Genomic DNA, 14,836 nt, shown 5'->3' on the forward strand with positions numbered 1-14,836 from the left:
ATGTGGATCTCCGTCACCCTGCAGGCCGACGCCGACAAGGCAGAGGCCCTGTCCGACGCCCTGATGGAGGCCGGCGCGCTGTCGGTCTCGATCGAGGATGCGGACGCCGGCACCGAGGCGGAGAAGCCGCAATTCGGCGAACCCGGGCACCTGCCCACCGGACTGTGGGACCACAGCCGGGTGATCGCGCTGTTCGATGGCGACACCGCCGGCGACACGCTCGCCGCCATGCTGGCAGAAGCCGCGCAGGCTGCCGGCCTGGGTGCAGTTCCGCCATTCACGACCGAGAAGATTGCGGAGCAGAACTGGGTGCAGCTCACGCAGAGTCAGTTCGACCCCATCCGCATCACCGACCGGCTGTGGATCGTGCCGTCCTGGCATGCGGCACCAGACGCGAACGCGATCAACATCGAGCTCGATCCCGGCATGGCCTTCGGCACCGGCTCGCACCCGACCACCCGGCTGTGCCTGCAGTGGCTGTGCGATGCGGTCACCCCAGGCTGCAGCATGCTCGACTACGGCTGCGGCTCCGGCATCCTCGGCATTGCTGCTGCCAAGCTCGGCGCAGGGGACGTCATCGGCGTCGACATCGACGCCAAAGCCGTGGAAGCAGCGCAGGACAATGCCGCCCGCAATGCCGTTGACATGCGGCTGCAGCACTCCGCGGTACCGCTCGATGAACACTTCGATCTCGTCGTCGCCAACATCCTCACCAACCCATTGTGCGTGCTGGCCCCGGCAATCGCGGCTCGCGTCGCCGCAGGCGGGCGGGTCGCCCTCTCGGGCGTTCTCGAGACCCAGGCCGAGCAGGTGATCGAAGCCTGGGCGCCCTTCATCACACTGCACGTAGGCGGCAGCCTGGATGGCTGGATACGCCTGGAAGGACAGCGCCCCAGGCCATGATGCTCACGCGCTGCCCCGCCTGCCAGACGGTGTTCCGGCTGCGGCCGGAGCAGTTGCACGCCAGGCGCGGAGAGGTCCGCTGCGGCCATTGCTTTCACCCCTTCAACGCGCCTGAGCACGCAATCGAGGCACCGCCTGCCGGCGCGACTCACGATCACGCCTACGGCACCGACTCGACGGCAGCCCCCGCGTCCCGCCAGGACGGCGCCCTACAGGCACGAGAAGGTACCGAGCGGACCGGGGAGGTATTCTTCGCCCTCGGCGGCAGGCGGACGGAAGAACCTTCCGCAGGTATCGGGCTCGACTTCGAGATTCCCGATTTCCATTTGCCGGACCCGCCCGATGCCCCCACGCAGCCCCCCGCCCGACCGCCTGCCGACAGCAAGACGGATCCGGTAGAGGCGCCACTCGCCTTCGATCCGGTTTTCGATCCGGCTTTCGACACTGCACCCGCGCCGGTACAGCAGCGACACGACCCGCTGCCTCCTGTGTGGCCGGCAGCGGACGTGTCGACCACCAGCCAGGCGAGCCCCCTCGGGCACGACAGCCAGGACGAAAGACGCACCGCACCCACGCCAATGCCCGGGGTATTGCGCAGCGGCAGGCGCGGAACCGAAGCGCTTCATGAAGCGGGCATCGATGCAGCGCCGGGAGATCAGCTCGCCGCTGCGCCCTTTGCGCATGACGAAGCATTCGAGCGCGCCATGGATCGCGCCCTTGCGAGGGCGGAACCACGCCTCGCAGCGGACGCTGCAGCGCAACGTGCTCTGCCGATCGACGAAGGCCTGCATTCGGACGACGACATCCGCCGCCTGGACGCAACGTATGGCAAGCCCAGGCACACGCCCCACCCGGCCGCACGCGCGGCCGCGACACTCGCCTTCACCGTGCTGCTCTTCCTGCTGGGCGCACAGCTGACCTATCTGTACCGCGTTGAAATCGCCCGCGACCTACCGGGCCTGCGCACAGTCCTGAGTGCAGCCTGCGCCCATGCCGGCTGCACCGTCCCCTACCCGCGCGATGCCGACCGCATCGCGATCGACTCTTCGGACCTGCAGTCCGAACCCGGACGCCCGGGCCACTACCTTTTGCATGCGACGCTCAACAACCGCGCCGACTACCCTCAGCAGTGGCCCCATCTCGAGCTGACGCTGACCGACGCTGGCGACAACCCGATCTCGCGCCGGGTCCTGGCCCCTTCCGACTGGCTACCTGCCGGACAGGTGGCGCCGGCCTTTCCAGCACGCAACGTGGTCGGCCTGCGTATTCCGTTCGCCGCGCCGGGGCTAGCGCCGACCGGCTACCGCATCTACGCGTTCTTCCCCTGAAGCGCCGAGGGACAGCATTGCAGCGCCGCCCTCGTCAGGGACGAGCCGCAGTCAGCGCGTCACGCGCGTCGTCCCGCCGTCGCGCAGCACCCGCACACGCTCACCCGGCCGCAAACGCTCACCCTCATCGGCCTGCACGACAGCAAGGAACTGTCCGTTGTCCAGCCGCACGGTAACCTCCACGCCGGGAGTCCGCGTCATCCCCTCCTCCAGGGCGGAGCCAGCCACCCCACCCGCCACCGCGCCAATCACGGTGGCCACAGCCTGGCCGCGGCCACCGCCTATCGTACTGCCGGCAATACCCCCCACCGCAGCCCCGGCAACGGTACCAACCGGCGACTTCGTGCCCTCCAGTTGAACACCCCGCGCCGACTCGACCGTGCCGAACTGCACCGTCATCGCCCGCCGCGCCTCGGTACGCGAATAGGTACCGCCACCGAGCCCTTGAGCGCATCCGCCCAGCACCAGTACCGCAACGATCGCGCCTGCCGCAGCACGCAACTTCAATCCCTTGTGATTCACCATAGCTCCTCCCCAAATGCCGCTGCAAAGCGGGCGGCAATGTCGGCGCGCGTCGGCTGGTGGTTCTGCCCTCCACGATGAGCAATCTTGATTGCACCCATGACGGCAGCCAGGCGCGCGCTTTTCAATACGCCCCAGTCGTTTACCAGGCCGTGCAACAGGCCCGCCCGGTAGGCGTCACCGCAGCCCGTCGGGTCAATGACCGCCGTGGCCGGCACCGCCGGCACATGGATCAACTCGCCGCGCCAGTGGATGCGCGAACCCTCCGCACCCAGTGTGACAACCAGCGCCTCGACCTCGCGCGCCAACGCCTCTTCGCTGCGCCCGGTCTTGTCGCACATCAGGCGGGCCTCGTAGTCATTGACCGTGCAGTAGCGCGCCTGTTGCAGGCAATTCAGTAACGCTTCGCTACCGAGAATCGGCAGCGCCTGCCCCGGATCGAAGACGAACGGCACGCCCGCCTCGGCGAAACCGGCTGCATGGCGCAGCATGCCATCGGCACCATCCGGCGACACGATACCCAGACGCACGCCCTGCGCCTCGCGAACGTCGTTGAGATGAGAGTGGAACATCGCGCCCGGATGGAACGCGGTGATCTGATTGTCGTCAAGATCGGTGGTAATGAAGGCCTGCGCGGTGAACGTCCCCGGCACCTCACGTACGTGATCCTCACGCAGCCCCAGCGCCCGCATGCGTGCCCGATAAGGCCCGGCATCCTCGCCGACCGTCGCCATGATCAGCGGATCGCTGCCCAGCAGCTTGAGGCTGTAGGCGATGTTGCCCGCGCATCCCCCGAACTCGCGGCGCATGTCGGGTACCAGGAAGGACACGTTCAGGATGTGGATCTGGTCGGGGAGGATGTGATGCTTGAAGCGATCGGGGAACACCATGATCGAGTCGTAAGCGACCGATCCGCAGACGAGAATGGACATTTTTGGGGGACCAGGATGGGAAAACCGCGATTATCCCAAAATGGCTGCACTGGCGCCGCGCCTGCATGGGACGATGTGCGCCGCGAGTTGCCGACTGCGGGCAATCACCCCTGCATCGCCAAGCCCCGCGCACATCTCCAGGCCGACATCAAGCGTCGGCGAGCACAGCACGCAGGCGGATCGCCATTTCCTCCAGCGCTTCGCGCGGCGGGTTCTTGGCCGGCCAGGCGAGCGCCATGCCGTCGCCCTCCCAGCGTGGCAGCACATGGATATGGAAATGAAATACCGTCTGGGCGCCTGCCGGCTCGTTCGCCTGCAGCAAGGTCACGCCGTCACAGCCGAAAGCCTTCTTGACCGCACGCGCCATGCGCGCTGCGGTGCGCATGGCCGCGCCGGCCAGCTCGTCCTCGAGCGCGTACACGTTTGCCCGATGCGGCTTCACCAGCACCAACATGTGCCCAGGATTGACCGACTGGATATCCATGATGACCAGGGTATTCTCATCCTCGTACACCCTCGAGGCAGGCAGCTCGCCGCTGACGATGCGGCAGAACACGCAGTTCTCCATGCTTTCAGTTCTCCATGCTGGTTTGTCGTCACCGCATCGTAATCAGGGCGTCACTGCATCGCAACGCAGGCTCTCGAGAATGCGTCCATCAGAACAGGACGGAAGCCTGCCATGCTCCAGCACATCAAGCCCCGCCAGGACGCGAATGCGCGCAAGTCGCGCAACCTTCACGTTGGTCTCGCCACCTGCGAAACGGAGATCCTCGAAGCGCAGAAGCTGCGCTACCGCGTGTTCGCGGACGAGATGGGCGCACGACTCAACCCGCGCAGCCCGGGCGTGGATCGCGACATCTACGACCCGTTCTGCGAGCACCTGATCGTACGCGATGAGGATGCCGGGCGCATCGTCGGCACCTATCGCATCCTGTCTCCGGCCGCAGCGCGCAAGGTTGGCGGCTACTACTCGGAGAACGAGTTCGACCTCACCCGCCTGCAGCACCTGCGCGGCAGCCTGGTCGAGATCGGGCGCTCTTGCATCGACGCCGATTACCGCAGTGGCGCGGTCATCGCCCTGCTGTGGTCCGGGCTCGCGCGCTACATGCAGGAAGGCGGCTACGGCTACCTGATCGGCTGCGCCTCGGTCAGCATGGCCGACGGCGGCCATGCTGCGGCCAGCTTGTATAATCAGCTCCGCGACAAGCATCTCGCGCCGCTCGAATACCACGTGTTCCCGCGCTGCGCGCTGCCGCTCGACGCCCTGCGCCACGACCTGCCGGCCGAGGCACCGCCGCTGGTCAAGGGCTACCTGCGCGCCGGGGCGTGGATCTGCGGCGAGCCGGCCTGGGATCCCGACTTCAACACCGCAGACCTGCCGATCCTGATGCCGATGGGCAAGGTCGATGGCCGCTACGCAAAGCACTTTCTGGGACGCAAAGACTGAACACGCCCGCGACACCACCCGAGATCGAGCAGGCCGCAACCGAGGCTCGCGACGCCATTGCAACACAGGCAGCGACCGTCCGGCCTGCCGTGGCATCGCGCACGCTGCGCGCCTGGCGCGCGCTGCGCCTGGGCCTCCATCTGCTGCTAGGCCTGCTGACGATCGCGCTGGTGTTCCCGTTCTGCGGGCGCACTAGCCAACAGCGTCTGCGCCAGCGCTGGTCCAGCGGCCTGCTGCGCACGCTCGGGATTCGGCTCGAGCACGAGGGTGAGGCGGTGGCACCGGGCTGCATGCTGGTCGCCAACCACATCTCCTGGGTGGATATCTTCGTCATCAACGCGCTCGCTCCTGCCGCCTTCGTCTCGAAGGCGGAAGTGCGTCAGTGGCCGGCAATCGGCTGGCTGGCCGCACGCAACGACACCATCTTCCTGCGCCGCGGCAGCCGCGGCCACGCCCGCATCATCAACATGGAAACGGCTGCCCTGCTCGAGACCGGCTGCAACGTGGCGATCTTTCCTGAGGGGACGACAACCGACGGCTCGCAGGTGCTGCACTTTCACGGCGCACTGCTGCAACCGGCGATCGCGTGCAAGCACCCCGTGCAGACCCTCGCATTGCGCTACCAGACGGCAGACGGCCGCTACACGCGCGCACCGGCCTATGACGGCGACCTTAGCCTGGGCCAGTGCGTGCGCAACATCATCTCCACACCGGTCATCGTCGCCCGGGTCTGCGTCGCCGCACCGCTACCGACCGGTGACGGCACGGACCGCAGAGAACTGGCGCGTCTTGCACGCTCCCTGATCGTCGCCGCCCTCGAACTACCCGCCGACGCGGAGCAGCCAAGGGCAGCCCCCGCGTCCGGCACTCAGCCCGGGACCTGAAACACGGCGTCATCCTCGATGCGCAGTGCAGTAAGTTTGCCGCCCCACACACACCCCGAATCGAGCGCGATGAGCCCAGGCTCGCGATAGAAGCCAAGTGCGGACCAGTGGCCACAGACGATCGTGTGCGTGCGGCTGAAGCGGTCAGGCACCCGGAACCAGGGCATCATCCCCGCCGGCGCCTTGTGCGGCGCCCCCTTCGCGCTGAGGTCCATACGCCCGTCCGCCGAACAGAAGCGCAACCGCGTCAGTGCATTGACGATCACACGCAGGCGATCCCAACCCTTGAGCTTGTCCGACCAGCGCTCCGGACGGTTACCCGCGAGCTGAAGCAGGAAATCCCTGGCCTTCGGCCCGGCAAGCGTGTCGCTGACTTCCTGGGCAAGCGCACACGCGCGCGTCACAGTCCATCCGGGCAGCAGCCCGGCGTGAACCAGCACGTGATCACCCGCCACATGCATCAGAGGCCGCCGCGCCAGCCAATGCAAAAGCTCATCGCGGTCAGGCGCTTCGAGCACCTGGTACAAGGTGTCATCGCCCAGGCGGCGCTTGAGGCCGGCTGCGATCATCAGCAGGTAGAGATCATGGTTGCCGAGCACAACCACCGCAGCATCACCGAGGTCGCGTAGCGCGCGTAACACGCGCAGTGACTCCGGGCCGCGGTTGACCAGGTCGCCCACGATCCACAAGCGATCGCACGCCGGGTCGAAATGCACCAGGTCCAGCATGCGCGCAAACGGGGTATGGCAGCCCTGGATGTCTCCGATCGCGTAGGTGGCCATCGTTGCGGGTGCTGCGCGGGATCAGACCCGGTAGTAGTCGCGGTACCAGGCGACGAAGCGCGCAACCCCGTCCTTGACGCTGGTCGCAGGCGCGAAGCCGGTCCAGGCGTTGAGCGCTGCCGTGTCGGCGTACGTGGCCGGCACGTCGCCATCCTGAAGCGGCATGAAGTTCTTCTGCGCCGTCATGCCAAGCGCGCCCTCGATCGCCGAAACGAACTCCATCAATTCGACCGGGTCATGGTTGCCGATATTGAAGACGCGGTAGGGCACGTTGCTCGTGCCGGGATCGGGCTGGTCGGCGTCGAAGGCGGGATCCGGCGCGGCAACGCGGTCGAGGGTGCGGAGCACGCCCTCGACGATGTCGTCCACATAGGTGAAGTCGCGCTTCATGCGCCCATGATTGAAGACGTCGATCGGCCGCCCCTCGAGGATGGCCTTTGTGAACAGGAACAAGGCCATGTCAGGCCGGCCCCAGGGGCCATAGACGGTGAAGAAGCGCAGGCCGGTGGTCGGCAGCCCATACAAGTGACTGTATGTGTGCGCCATCAGCTCGTTGGCCTTCTTGGTCGCCGCGTAGATGCTGACCGGGTGATCGACACTGTCGCGCTCGGCGAACGGCATCTTGGTGTTGCCGCCATAGACGCTGGAGCTCGAGGCATACACCAGGTGCTTGACGCGCGCATGGCGGCAACCCTCGAGGATGTTCATGAAGCCGACGAGATTGCTATCGACGTAGGCATGCGGGTTCTGCAGCGAGTAGCGCACGCCGGCCTGGGCCGCGAGATGGATCACACGATCGAAGCCCTCCTCAGCGAACAGGCGCTCCATGCCCGCACGATCGGCCACGTCCAGCTTCACGAAGCGGAACTGCGGATGCGGCGCAAGCCGGGCGAGTCGCGCCTCCTTGAGCGAGGGGTCATAGTAGTCGTTGAGGTTGTCCAGTCCGACCACCTGGTCACCGCGAGCGAGCAGGCGCTCGGTCGTGTGCATGCCGATGAAACCGGCGGCACCAGTTACGAGAATCTTCATTGGGAGTGCATGAGCGAGGAGTGGGATCAGGGGCGGATTATCGCATGTAGATCCGTGCGCACGTGTGACAGAGGTCTTGCAGCGGCAGTGACGCCGCACGCATGCCGATGCACGGACCTCGACCACCATCCTTGCTTATACTTGCGCAGTCGCCTTCAGTCCGTGATCGATGCTGACCCGCCTGCCTTACACCCTGCTCTGGCTCCTCGCACTGCCCTTCGTACTGCTCAGGCTGTTGTGGCGGGCACGCCGCCAGCCCGGCTACATCCGCCACCTCGGCGAGCGCTTCGCGAGCTACCGCGTACGCGCGCCCGGCCCGGTGATCTGGGTGCACGCCGTCTCGGTGGGCGAAACGCGCGCGGCCGAACCACTGGTGCGTGCCCTGCTCGAAGCCTGGCCCGAGCACAGCGTCGTGATCACGCACATGACACCCACCGGCCGCGAGACCTCCAGGGCCTTGTTCGGCAGCAACGCCCGCGTGCTGCGCGCCTACCTGCCCTATGACCTGGGCTGCCTTGCAGAACGATTCCTGCGTCACTTCCGCCCGAGCTTCGGCGTGATCATGGAAACCGAGCTGTGGCCGAATCTGCTCGCCGCCTGCCGCCGCAACCGCGTTGCCGTGATGCTCGCCAACGCTCGCCTGTCGGAACGCTCGGCGCGGCGCTACGCGCGCGCGCCAGTGCTGACCGGCCTGACCATGAAGGCCCTCGACGTGATCGGCGCGCAAACGGCCGCCGACGCGGCGCGCCTGCAGCAGCTCGGCGCAGCGCGTGTCAGCGTCACCGGCAACATCAAGTTCGACGTCACACCCACCGCGGCGGCACTGGCGCTCGCGACCCAGTTGCGGGAACGCGCAGGCGAGCGCCCGGTCGTGCTCGCCGCAAGCACCCGCGAAGGCGAGGAAGCGCTGCTGATCGACGCCTTCGTCCGCCTGGCACCGGCAAAAGCCTTGCTGCTACTCGTACCCCGTCACCCACAGCGCTTCGACGAGGTCGCCCGCCTCGTCGCCGGCCGCGGCGTAAAACTGCAGCGACGCAGCGCCGAGGAGGCGATCGACACGGACACGCGGATCCTGCTCGGGGACTCGATGGGCGAGATGTTCGCCTACTACGCCGCAGCCGACGTGGCGCTGATCGGCGGCAGCTGGCTGCCGCTGGGCGGCCAGAACCTGATCGAAGCCTGCGCCGTGGGCACGCCGGTGGTCGTCGGCCCGCATACCTTCAACTTCATGCAGGTGGCCGAAGAGGCTGTGCGCACCGGCGCAGCGCGCCGGGCCACGGACGCCGCGGACGGCATCGCCGCCGCACTGGCCGTGCTGGGCGATGAGGACATGCGCGCGCAGATGGCTGCGGCCGGACGCGCCTTCGCCACGCAGCACCAAGGGGCAACGCGACGCACCATCGAGCTGCTACGCGGACTGCAGGTGCAGTCGCCCGCTCCGCGCCCGGGACTCAGGGCGCCAGCAGCGCGTTGATCGCCTGCACATCGTCCTCGCCGAGCGTTCCAGCGGCCGCCTTCAGGCGCAGTTGAGCGAGCAGGGTGTCATAGCGCGCGCGCGACAGCTGTTGCAGGGTATCGGCAAGCTGAGTCTGCGCATTGAGCACATCGATGTTGATGCGCACGCCAACCTCGTAGCCAAGCTTGTTGGCCTCGAGCGCCGAAGTGGACGAAACCCGCGCCGCCTCCAGCGCCCGCACCTGCGCCATGCCGCTGGTCACGCCGAGCCAGGCCTGACGCGCCGCGAGCGCAGCGCTGCGGCGCGCATCATCGAGTTCGGCATCGGCCTTCACTCGCAGCGCGGCTGCTTCGCGCGTTACCGAAGACACCCTACCCCCGGCGTAGAGCGGCATGTTCAGCTGCACGCCGATGGCACTCGCCTCGGCACGGTCGGTCGAGGGCTGCGGACGATGATTCACGCCATGCGAGGCAACCACATCGATGGTCGGAAGATGGCCGGCACGCTGACGCTCGACTTCGCGCACGGCGATCTCGCGTGCCAACTGCCTCGCCTGCACGCCAAAGCTGCCGGATTCAGCGGCAGCCACCCAGTCGGCGATGTTATCGGGCTGCGGACGCTGGAGCGCCACCCCCTCGCGCAAGCCGGAAAGCCCTCCCGGCTCCTTGCCGATGATCTGCGCCAGCGTCTGGCGCGCGACCTCGAGCTGGTTTGCAGCAGCGATCTCCTGCGCCGAGGCGAGATCGAAGCGCGACTGCGCCTCGTGCACGTCGGTGATGGTGACCGTACCGACTTCGAAGCTCGTTCGCGCCAGTTCAAGCTGCTCGGCTGCAGCGGCGCGCAACTGGTCCACGGCTGCGAGCGCATCCTGGGCAATCAGCACATTGAAATAGGCCTCCGCGACCCGCAGCACGAGATCCTGGCGGGCGATGCCGAACTGGGTTTCGGACAGCGCAGTCTGCAGTTCACCCTGCTTGTACTGTACCCAGTTCTGCCAGCGGAACAGCGGCTGGGTGAGCTGCACGCCGTAGCCATTGCTGTTGTAGCTGCGCTCAAGACTCCCACTGGTAGAGCGCAGTTCGGAATCGTTCCAGGTCGTGTTGGCCGACAGGCCGATCTGCGGCAGCAAGCCAGCACGGCCCTGGACGACACGCTCCCGACCGGCCTCGAGCTCGGCACGTGCAGCGGCAAGGCGCGCATCGTTGGCCAGCGCATCCTGATAAGCCTGCATCAGATCCGCTGCCATTGCACCGGCCGAGAACAAGCCTGCGATGCACACCGCCAACAGTCGCTTCATCCGAACCTCCGCTCCTTGCCTCATCCAGGGCGTGGCATCAGTACTGCGGCATGCGCGGGTCGACCTGCGCTGCCCAGCCAGCCACGCCACCTGCCAGGTTGATCACATTACTGAAGCCCTGGCGCTGCAGAAAGACGCATACCTGGGCACTGCGCCCGCCATGGTGGCAGACAACGATGGTCTCGCGGTCGCGGTCGAGTTCGCCGACGCGCGCGGGGACACTTGCCATCGGCATCAGCACCGAACCGTCGATGTGACAGATCTCGAACTCCCAAGGCTCGCGCACGTCGAGCAGCAGCGGCAGTCCCTGCTCTGATTCCGCGAGGCGCTCGGCAAGCTGCACTGGAGTGACCTGGTGCATGGCGGGCTCAGAAACTGAAAGTCTCGCCGCGCGCGGCGTTGCTGATCATGGGCACGACGGTCTCGAAGATGTCCTCGGTACGGAAACGCCCCTCGGCTTCGCAGGTGACCAGCCGCGCCTTCATGACCGGCGCCTCGCCAACGAACGCGAACAGACGGCCGCCGACCTTGAGTTGCTCGAGCAGCGCCTGAGGTACGAACGGCAGCCCACCGGAGACCACGATGACATCGTAGGGCGCGCGCTCGGGCCAGCCCGCGACACCGTCGCCCTGGATGACGACCACGTTGTCGACACCATTGCGCTCGAGGTTCGCGCCAGCAAGCCTGACCAGCTCCGGCTCGATCTCGATCGTGCGCACCCAGTCGCAGCGCGCCGCGAGCAGGGCGGCAAAATAGCCCGAGCCGGTGCCGATCTCGAGCACCGAATCACCCTTGGCAACTCGCACCGCCTGCAACACCTTGCCCTCGATGACAGGCTTGAGCATCACCTGGCCGCAGCCAATGGGAATCTCGACATCGGCGAACGCCAGTTCGCGATGCGCCTTGGGCACGAACTCCTCGCGCTTGACGGTCATCAGGAGGTCGAGCACATCCTGATCCAGCACCTCCCAGGGGCGGATCTGCTGCTCGACCATGTTGAAGCGCGCTTTCTCGAAGTTCATCGGGGACTCCATGCAATATATTAGCACACGCTAATGGATAGCGTTATCCGGAAGGCCAAAACCTTGGCATTCTAGCGCAGATGCTGCAGCGCGATCCGCTGCATGTCACCAAGGCACATCCGAAAGGAGCAATCAGCGTGACTCGAGCAGCAGACGACCGTTGTGCGGCTGGATGGGCCGGCCGTTGCGGGGATAGAGGCGCGCGAAGACCGCGAGTTGGTCATGGGAGATCGGCACCGGCTGCTTCATCACCACCCAGAGTACGTCTTCGGTGCAGGGAGGCGCAGGGAGTGAGCCGACGTAGAGGAAATGCCCCGGATTCGACGGCACCATCGCAGGCAGATCGAGCACGGCGTCAGGCGCGAACGCCCGTCCGCGATCCAGCGGCAGATTGTTGAAAATGGTCTGCAACACCTCGCTGGGCGTATCCCCAGCCTCAAGCAACAAGGACAGAATCGCAACCTGCCCGTCTTCGCTGCGGTGCTCCAGATACATGGCCATGTCGTGCGCCATGCCGCCGATGCGATCCTGCGAGGGACGATGCAGCGTGAAGCGCTCGAGCGCGTAGCGGGTGCCGCGCACCACGATGCTCAGGCCCTCGCCCACATCCACCTGAAGGGTGTTTCCAGTATCGCGGATGCGAAATCCGCTGCGGCGGTAATCGAACTCGACAGGCGCCAGATCCACGGCGATGCCGTCGCGCAGGTCGATCGGCGACTGACGCCGCCCCTCTGCGCACAGGCGCCACTCCGGCCGCAACGCGGCCCAATGCTCGGGGCCAGTCTCACCCGCATAACTCCAGCTGGGCTCGAGCGCCGGCCGTGTCACACGGACGCCACCACGCTCGCCGACGGACTGCGCAGCGGCACGCGCGATGCGGGCGCGCTCCGCTGCACCGCCGTCGGCGGGCAAGCGCGGTCGGACCGGCTCGGTGCGCACCGGCGTGCGCGGTTCGGGCGGACGGGTGACTGGCCGCTGGGGCGCAGCCGCGGATGAACGGGGAGCGGGCTGCGCGACGGCTGCAGCAGATGCCGGCCGTGAAGCGGTAGCCTCGCTCCGCGGAGCAGGCGCCGAAGCAGGCGCCGAAGCAGGCGCCGAAGCAGGCGCCGACACCTGCGCGGCCGCCCCCTGCGACGGGCCAATGCGGGGCAGTGCCGGCAAGATGGAGGGCTGCGCCTCCTGCGTGGCAGGGGACGCGTCCCCAGTGCGAATGGTGCCTGAGGCGAATTTCGCGGGGATGCGAACCACGGGCTCGGGAAGTGAAGGAGCAGGCTCCGCAGCCACGGCAACCTGCGCCGGAGCGGGCGCCGTCGAAGCAGCGGGCGGCATCGGCGCCGCGGCAGGCGTCACCGGCGGCGCTGGCTGCACCGGCGGCACGGATGGCTCCGGGGCCGATACCGGAGGCTGCACGGTAGCCGGCGCCACTGCAATGGCGGCAGGCGCGGCCGGCGGCACTGCAGCGGCAGGCCGGGCAGGCGGTGGCGCAGGAGCGGCATTGGCAACTGGCGCGGCAGCCGGTGCAGCAAGCCGAGCCGCCTCGTTGGCGAGCTTGAGCAACTCTGCAGCACTGGGCGGATCGCACACCTCCCGCCACATGCGCTCGTCCACGGAATTAAGCGTGACCATGACCGACGCCCCATCCACAGCCTCCTCGCGGAGGATATTGTCCGCGGCATCGACGTAGACGCGCTTGATCGTGGTAAAGCTGCGGTTTCGGCAATCGTAGCGGTTGAGCGCCTTGATCATCGCGTAGCCTGCGCTGCGCGCCTCGTCCGTCGTCAGCACGACACGCCCCCAAGAGATCTTCGTGCCCGCGTCCGAGGACAGGATGCTGTCGCGGTCGATCTCGATGCGGCGATTACGGTCGCTCAACACGAGCTGCCAGTCAGCCGCAAGCACGGCGTGCATGGGCTGGGCGAGTAAGCAGGCGGCGAGCAGGAGTCGGATGGGCTTCATGGGCACTGAGCAAATTCGGCTGGCACGATGCTAAACGACCATTTCGGCGATATCTTGAGCACCTTGCCACATGCTGACGCATCCAGTATCGTGCGGCGATCTCGTTAGGGGTGCCCGCAGCACGGGGCTGAGAAAGACCCTTTGAACCTGATCCGGCTCATACCGGCGTAGGGAAACGTATCCATGCATACCCGCAACACCCCCTCCGGCGCCAGCGGCGCCGCTTCCGCCATTGTCAATGTCGTCTCGATCGCGGGCGTCGACCCCTCGGGCGGCGCCGGCGTGCTCGCCGATCTCAAGGCCTTCTCGGCACTGGGCGCCTACGGTTGCGGTGTCGTCGCCGCACTGACCGCTCAGAACACCCAGGGGGTGGCTGGCGTACACGTGCCGCCGACCGACTTCCTGCGCCTGCAGATCGACACCCTGTTCGGCGATGTCCAACTTCACGCCACCAAGATCGGCATGCTCGGCAGCGCAGAGGTCACGACCACCGTTGCCGAGCGCCTGGCACACTGGCAGGCAGCCAATGTGGTGCTCGACCCCGTGATGGTCGCCAAGAGCGGCGACAGCCTGCTCGCCCGGAGCGCGATCTCGGCAATGCGCGAGGCGCTCTTCCCACAAGCGTTCATGATCACGCCCAACCTCCCCGAGGCGGGCGTGCTGCTCGAACAGCGCGCGCCGGACACGGTAAAGGAAATGTACCGCGCCGCCGAGCGCCTGCGCGAGTTGCTACCGCTTTCTTCCGAACGCTGGGTAATGCTCAAGGGCGGCCACCTGCCCGGCAACGACCTGGTCGATCTGCTGTTCGACGGCGATCGCATGGTCGAACTGTCGTCGCCGCGCATCGACACCAAGAACACCCACGGCACCGGCTGCACGCTCAGCTCGGCAATCGCGGCGCTGCTGCCGCAAGCCAAGGGGCAGCTGCACCCGGTCGAGGCCGCCGTGCGCCATGCACGCCAGTGGCTGCTCGGTGCCATCGCACATGCGGGCGAACTCGCCGTCGGCAGCGGTCACGGCCCCGTGCATCACTTCCATGCCCTGTGGCGACGCTCGCAGAAGTCACCCTGAAGGCACAGCCCCAGGCCGCCCCGAGGACGAGCGGCATTTGCACACTCACACATAAACAGACCACCCCCCAGGAGACTCAGCCCATGAACGCCACCGAGAAATTCATCGCCGCCACGGCCCATGTGGATGCGGCCGCGATTGCGCCGCTGCCCAACTCGCGCAAGATCTACGTCGAGGGTTCGCGCCCGGACATCCGCGTGCCGATGC

Annotated in this window: 15 protein-coding genes and 1 riboswitch; of the genes, 6 read left to right on the forward strand and 9 right to left on the reverse strand. The window is 67.0% G+C overall.

The window, feature by feature from the left end; all coding sequences use genetic code 11:
• Both prmA and P7F68_RS14545 read left to right on the forward strand, forming a co-directional pair.
• The gene (gene prmA / locus P7F68_RS14540) at positions 1-903 is read left to right on the forward strand and encodes a 50S ribosomal protein L11 methyltransferase (RefSeq protein WP_277834187.1); all 903 of its coding nucleotides are present in this window, start codon (positions 1-3) and stop codon (positions 901-903) included.
• A complete protein-coding gene (locus tag P7F68_RS14545) occupies positions 900-2,231 on the forward strand; it encodes a DUF3426 domain-containing protein (RefSeq protein ID WP_277834189.1) in 1,332 nt (443 codons plus the stop codon). Before prmA ends, P7F68_RS14545 begins: the two co-directional genes overlap by 4 nt.
• Positions 2,232-2,282: 51 nt before the next feature.
• On the opposite strand, the gene P7F68_RS14550 is transcribed toward P7F68_RS14545, so the two are convergent.
• The 3 genes from P7F68_RS14550 to P7F68_RS14560 all read right to left on the reverse strand — a co-directional run bounded on the left by P7F68_RS14550 (position 2,283) and on the right by P7F68_RS14560 (position 4,253).
• Positions 2,283-2,756 (reverse strand): outer membrane lipoprotein, encoded by a 474-nt coding sequence (locus P7F68_RS14550; RefSeq protein WP_277834191.1) that lies wholly within the window; start codon positions 2,754-2,756, stop codon positions 2,283-2,285.
• On the reverse strand, positions 2,750-3,685 hold the full coding sequence (locus P7F68_RS14555) for a carbohydrate kinase family protein (protein ID WP_277834193.1): 936 nt from the start codon (positions 3,683-3,685) through the stop codon (positions 2,750-2,752). Before P7F68_RS14555 ends, P7F68_RS14550 begins: the two co-directional genes overlap by 7 nt.
• A gap of 148 nt (positions 3,686-3,833) precedes the next feature.
• Entirely contained in the window at positions 3,834-4,253 is a 420-nt protein-coding gene (locus P7F68_RS14560) for an HIT family protein (protein WP_277834194.1), read from the reverse strand.
• Between the two features lie 111 nt (positions 4,254-4,364).
• On the opposite strand from P7F68_RS14560, the gene P7F68_RS14565 reads away from it, so the two are divergent.
• Together P7F68_RS14565 and P7F68_RS14570 are read left to right on the forward strand one after the other, a co-directional pair.
• A complete protein-coding gene (locus P7F68_RS14565) occupies positions 4,365-5,132 on the forward strand; it encodes a GNAT family N-acetyltransferase (protein ID WP_002926998.1) in 768 nt (255 codons plus the stop codon).
• Positions 5,133-5,221: 89 nt separating this feature from the next.
• A complete protein-coding gene (locus P7F68_RS14570) occupies positions 5,222-6,016 on the forward strand; it encodes a lysophospholipid acyltransferase family protein (protein ID WP_277834195.1) in 795 nt (264 codons plus the stop codon).
• Here P7F68_RS14570 and P7F68_RS14575 read toward each other — a convergent pair.
• Positions 6,001-6,798 (reverse strand): symmetrical bis(5'-nucleosyl)-tetraphosphatase, encoded by a 798-nt coding sequence (locus P7F68_RS14575; protein ID WP_002927006.1) that lies wholly within the window; start codon positions 6,796-6,798, stop codon positions 6,001-6,003. The two genes, P7F68_RS14570 and P7F68_RS14575, sit on opposite strands and share 16 nt — an antisense overlap.
• Before the next feature lie 21 nt (positions 6,799-6,819).
• Positions 6,820-7,827 (reverse strand): NAD-dependent epimerase, encoded by a 1,008-nt coding sequence (locus P7F68_RS14580; protein WP_002936329.1) that lies wholly within the window; start codon positions 7,825-7,827, stop codon positions 6,820-6,822.
• Positions 7,828-7,996: 169 nt separating this feature from the next.
• Here P7F68_RS14580 and waaA point away from each other — a divergent pair, with 169 nt between their 5' ends.
• Positions 7,997-9,301, forward strand: coding sequence for a lipid IV(A) 3-deoxy-D-manno-octulosonic acid transferase (waaA, locus tag P7F68_RS14585; RefSeq protein ID WP_277834196.1), 1,305 nt, complete (start codon positions 7,997-7,999; stop codon positions 9,299-9,301).
• Here the strand turns inward: waaA and P7F68_RS14590 are convergent.
• The 4 genes from P7F68_RS14590 to P7F68_RS14605 all read right to left on the reverse strand — a co-directional run bounded on the left by P7F68_RS14590 (position 9,279) and on the right by P7F68_RS14605 (position 13,558).
• Entirely contained in the window at positions 9,279-10,580 is a 1,302-nt protein-coding gene (locus P7F68_RS14590) for a TolC family outer membrane protein (protein WP_002927009.1), read from the reverse strand. The two genes, waaA and P7F68_RS14590, sit on opposite strands and share 23 nt — an antisense overlap.
• 37 nt (positions 10,581-10,617) lie before the next feature.
• Positions 10,618-10,941, reverse strand: a complete 324-nt coding sequence (locus P7F68_RS14595) for a rhodanese-like domain-containing protein (protein ID WP_277834197.1) — start codon at positions 10,939-10,941, stop codon at positions 10,618-10,620.
• 7 nt (positions 10,942-10,948) lie between these two features.
• Positions 10,949-11,602 (reverse strand): protein-L-isoaspartate O-methyltransferase family protein, encoded by a 654-nt coding sequence (locus tag P7F68_RS14600; RefSeq protein WP_277834199.1) that lies wholly within the window; start codon positions 11,600-11,602, stop codon positions 10,949-10,951.
• Positions 11,603-11,734: 132 nt separating this feature from the next.
• Positions 11,735-13,558, reverse strand: a complete 1,824-nt coding sequence (locus P7F68_RS14605) for a carbonic anhydrase (RefSeq protein ID WP_277834201.1) — start codon at positions 13,556-13,558, stop codon at positions 11,735-11,737.
• Positions 13,559-13,654: 96 nt separating this feature from the next.
• Positions 13,655-13,749: riboswitch (TPP riboswitch) on the forward strand.
• Here P7F68_RS14605 and thiD point away from each other — a divergent pair.
• Positions 13,742-14,629, forward strand: coding sequence for a bifunctional hydroxymethylpyrimidine kinase/phosphomethylpyrimidine kinase (gene thiD, locus P7F68_RS14610; protein WP_002932729.1), 888 nt, complete (start codon positions 13,742-13,744; stop codon positions 14,627-14,629). Its footprint overlaps the riboswitch before it by 8 nt.
• The last annotated feature ends 207 nt before the right edge of the window (positions 14,630-14,836 follow it).

Origin of the sequence: Thauera mechernichensis, from assembly GCF_029588855.1 — a bacterium.
GTDB lineage: Bacteria > Pseudomonadota > Gammaproteobacteria > Burkholderiales > Rhodocyclaceae > Thauera > Thauera mechernichensis.

Coding starts and splice junctions, on each gene's coding strand:
- P7F68_RS14550 (WP_277834191.1), bottom strand. CDS start 2,756: ATGGTGAATCACAAGGGATTGAAGTTGCGTGCTGCGGCAGGCGCGATC.
- prmA (WP_277834187.1), top strand. CDS start 1: ATGTGGATCTCCGTCACCCTGCAGGCCGACGCCGACAAGGCAGAGGCC.
- P7F68_RS14545 (WP_277834189.1), top strand. CDS start 900: ATGATGCTCACGCGCTGCCCCGCCTGCCAGACGGTGTTCCGGCTGCGG.
- P7F68_RS14565 (WP_002926998.1), top strand. CDS start 4,365: ATGCTCCAGCACATCAAGCCCCGCCAGGACGCGAATGCGCGCAAGTCG.
- P7F68_RS14595 (WP_277834197.1), bottom strand. CDS start 10,941: ATGCACCAGGTCACTCCAGTGCAGCTTGCCGAGCGCCTCGCGGAATCA.
- P7F68_RS14590 (WP_002927009.1), bottom strand. CDS start 10,580: ATGAAGCGACTGTTGGCGGTGTGCATCGCAGGCTTGTTCTCGGCCGGT.
- P7F68_RS14600 (WP_277834199.1), bottom strand. CDS start 11,602: ATGAACTTCGAGAAAGCGCGCTTCAACATGGTCGAGCAGCAGATCCGC.
- P7F68_RS14555 (WP_277834193.1), bottom strand. CDS start 3,685: ATGTCCATTCTCGTCTGCGGATCGGTCGCTTACGACTCGATCATGGTG.
- P7F68_RS14560 (WP_277834194.1), bottom strand. CDS start 4,253: ATGGAGAACTGCGTGTTCTGCCGCATCGTCAGCGGCGAGCTGCCTGCC.
- thiD (WP_002932729.1), top strand. CDS start 13,742: ATGCATACCCGCAACACCCCCTCCGGCGCCAGCGGCGCCGCTTCCGCC.
- P7F68_RS14605 (WP_277834201.1), bottom strand. CDS start 13,558: ATGAAGCCCATCCGACTCCTGCTCGCCGCCTGCTTACTCGCCCAGCCC.
- P7F68_RS14575 (WP_002927006.1), bottom strand. CDS start 6,798: ATGGCCACCTACGCGATCGGAGACATCCAGGGCTGCCATACCCCGTTT.
- waaA (WP_277834196.1), top strand. CDS start 7,997: ATGCTGACCCGCCTGCCTTACACCCTGCTCTGGCTCCTCGCACTGCCC.
- P7F68_RS14580 (WP_002936329.1), bottom strand. CDS start 7,827: ATGAAGATTCTCGTAACTGGTGCCGCCGGTTTCATCGGCATGCACACG.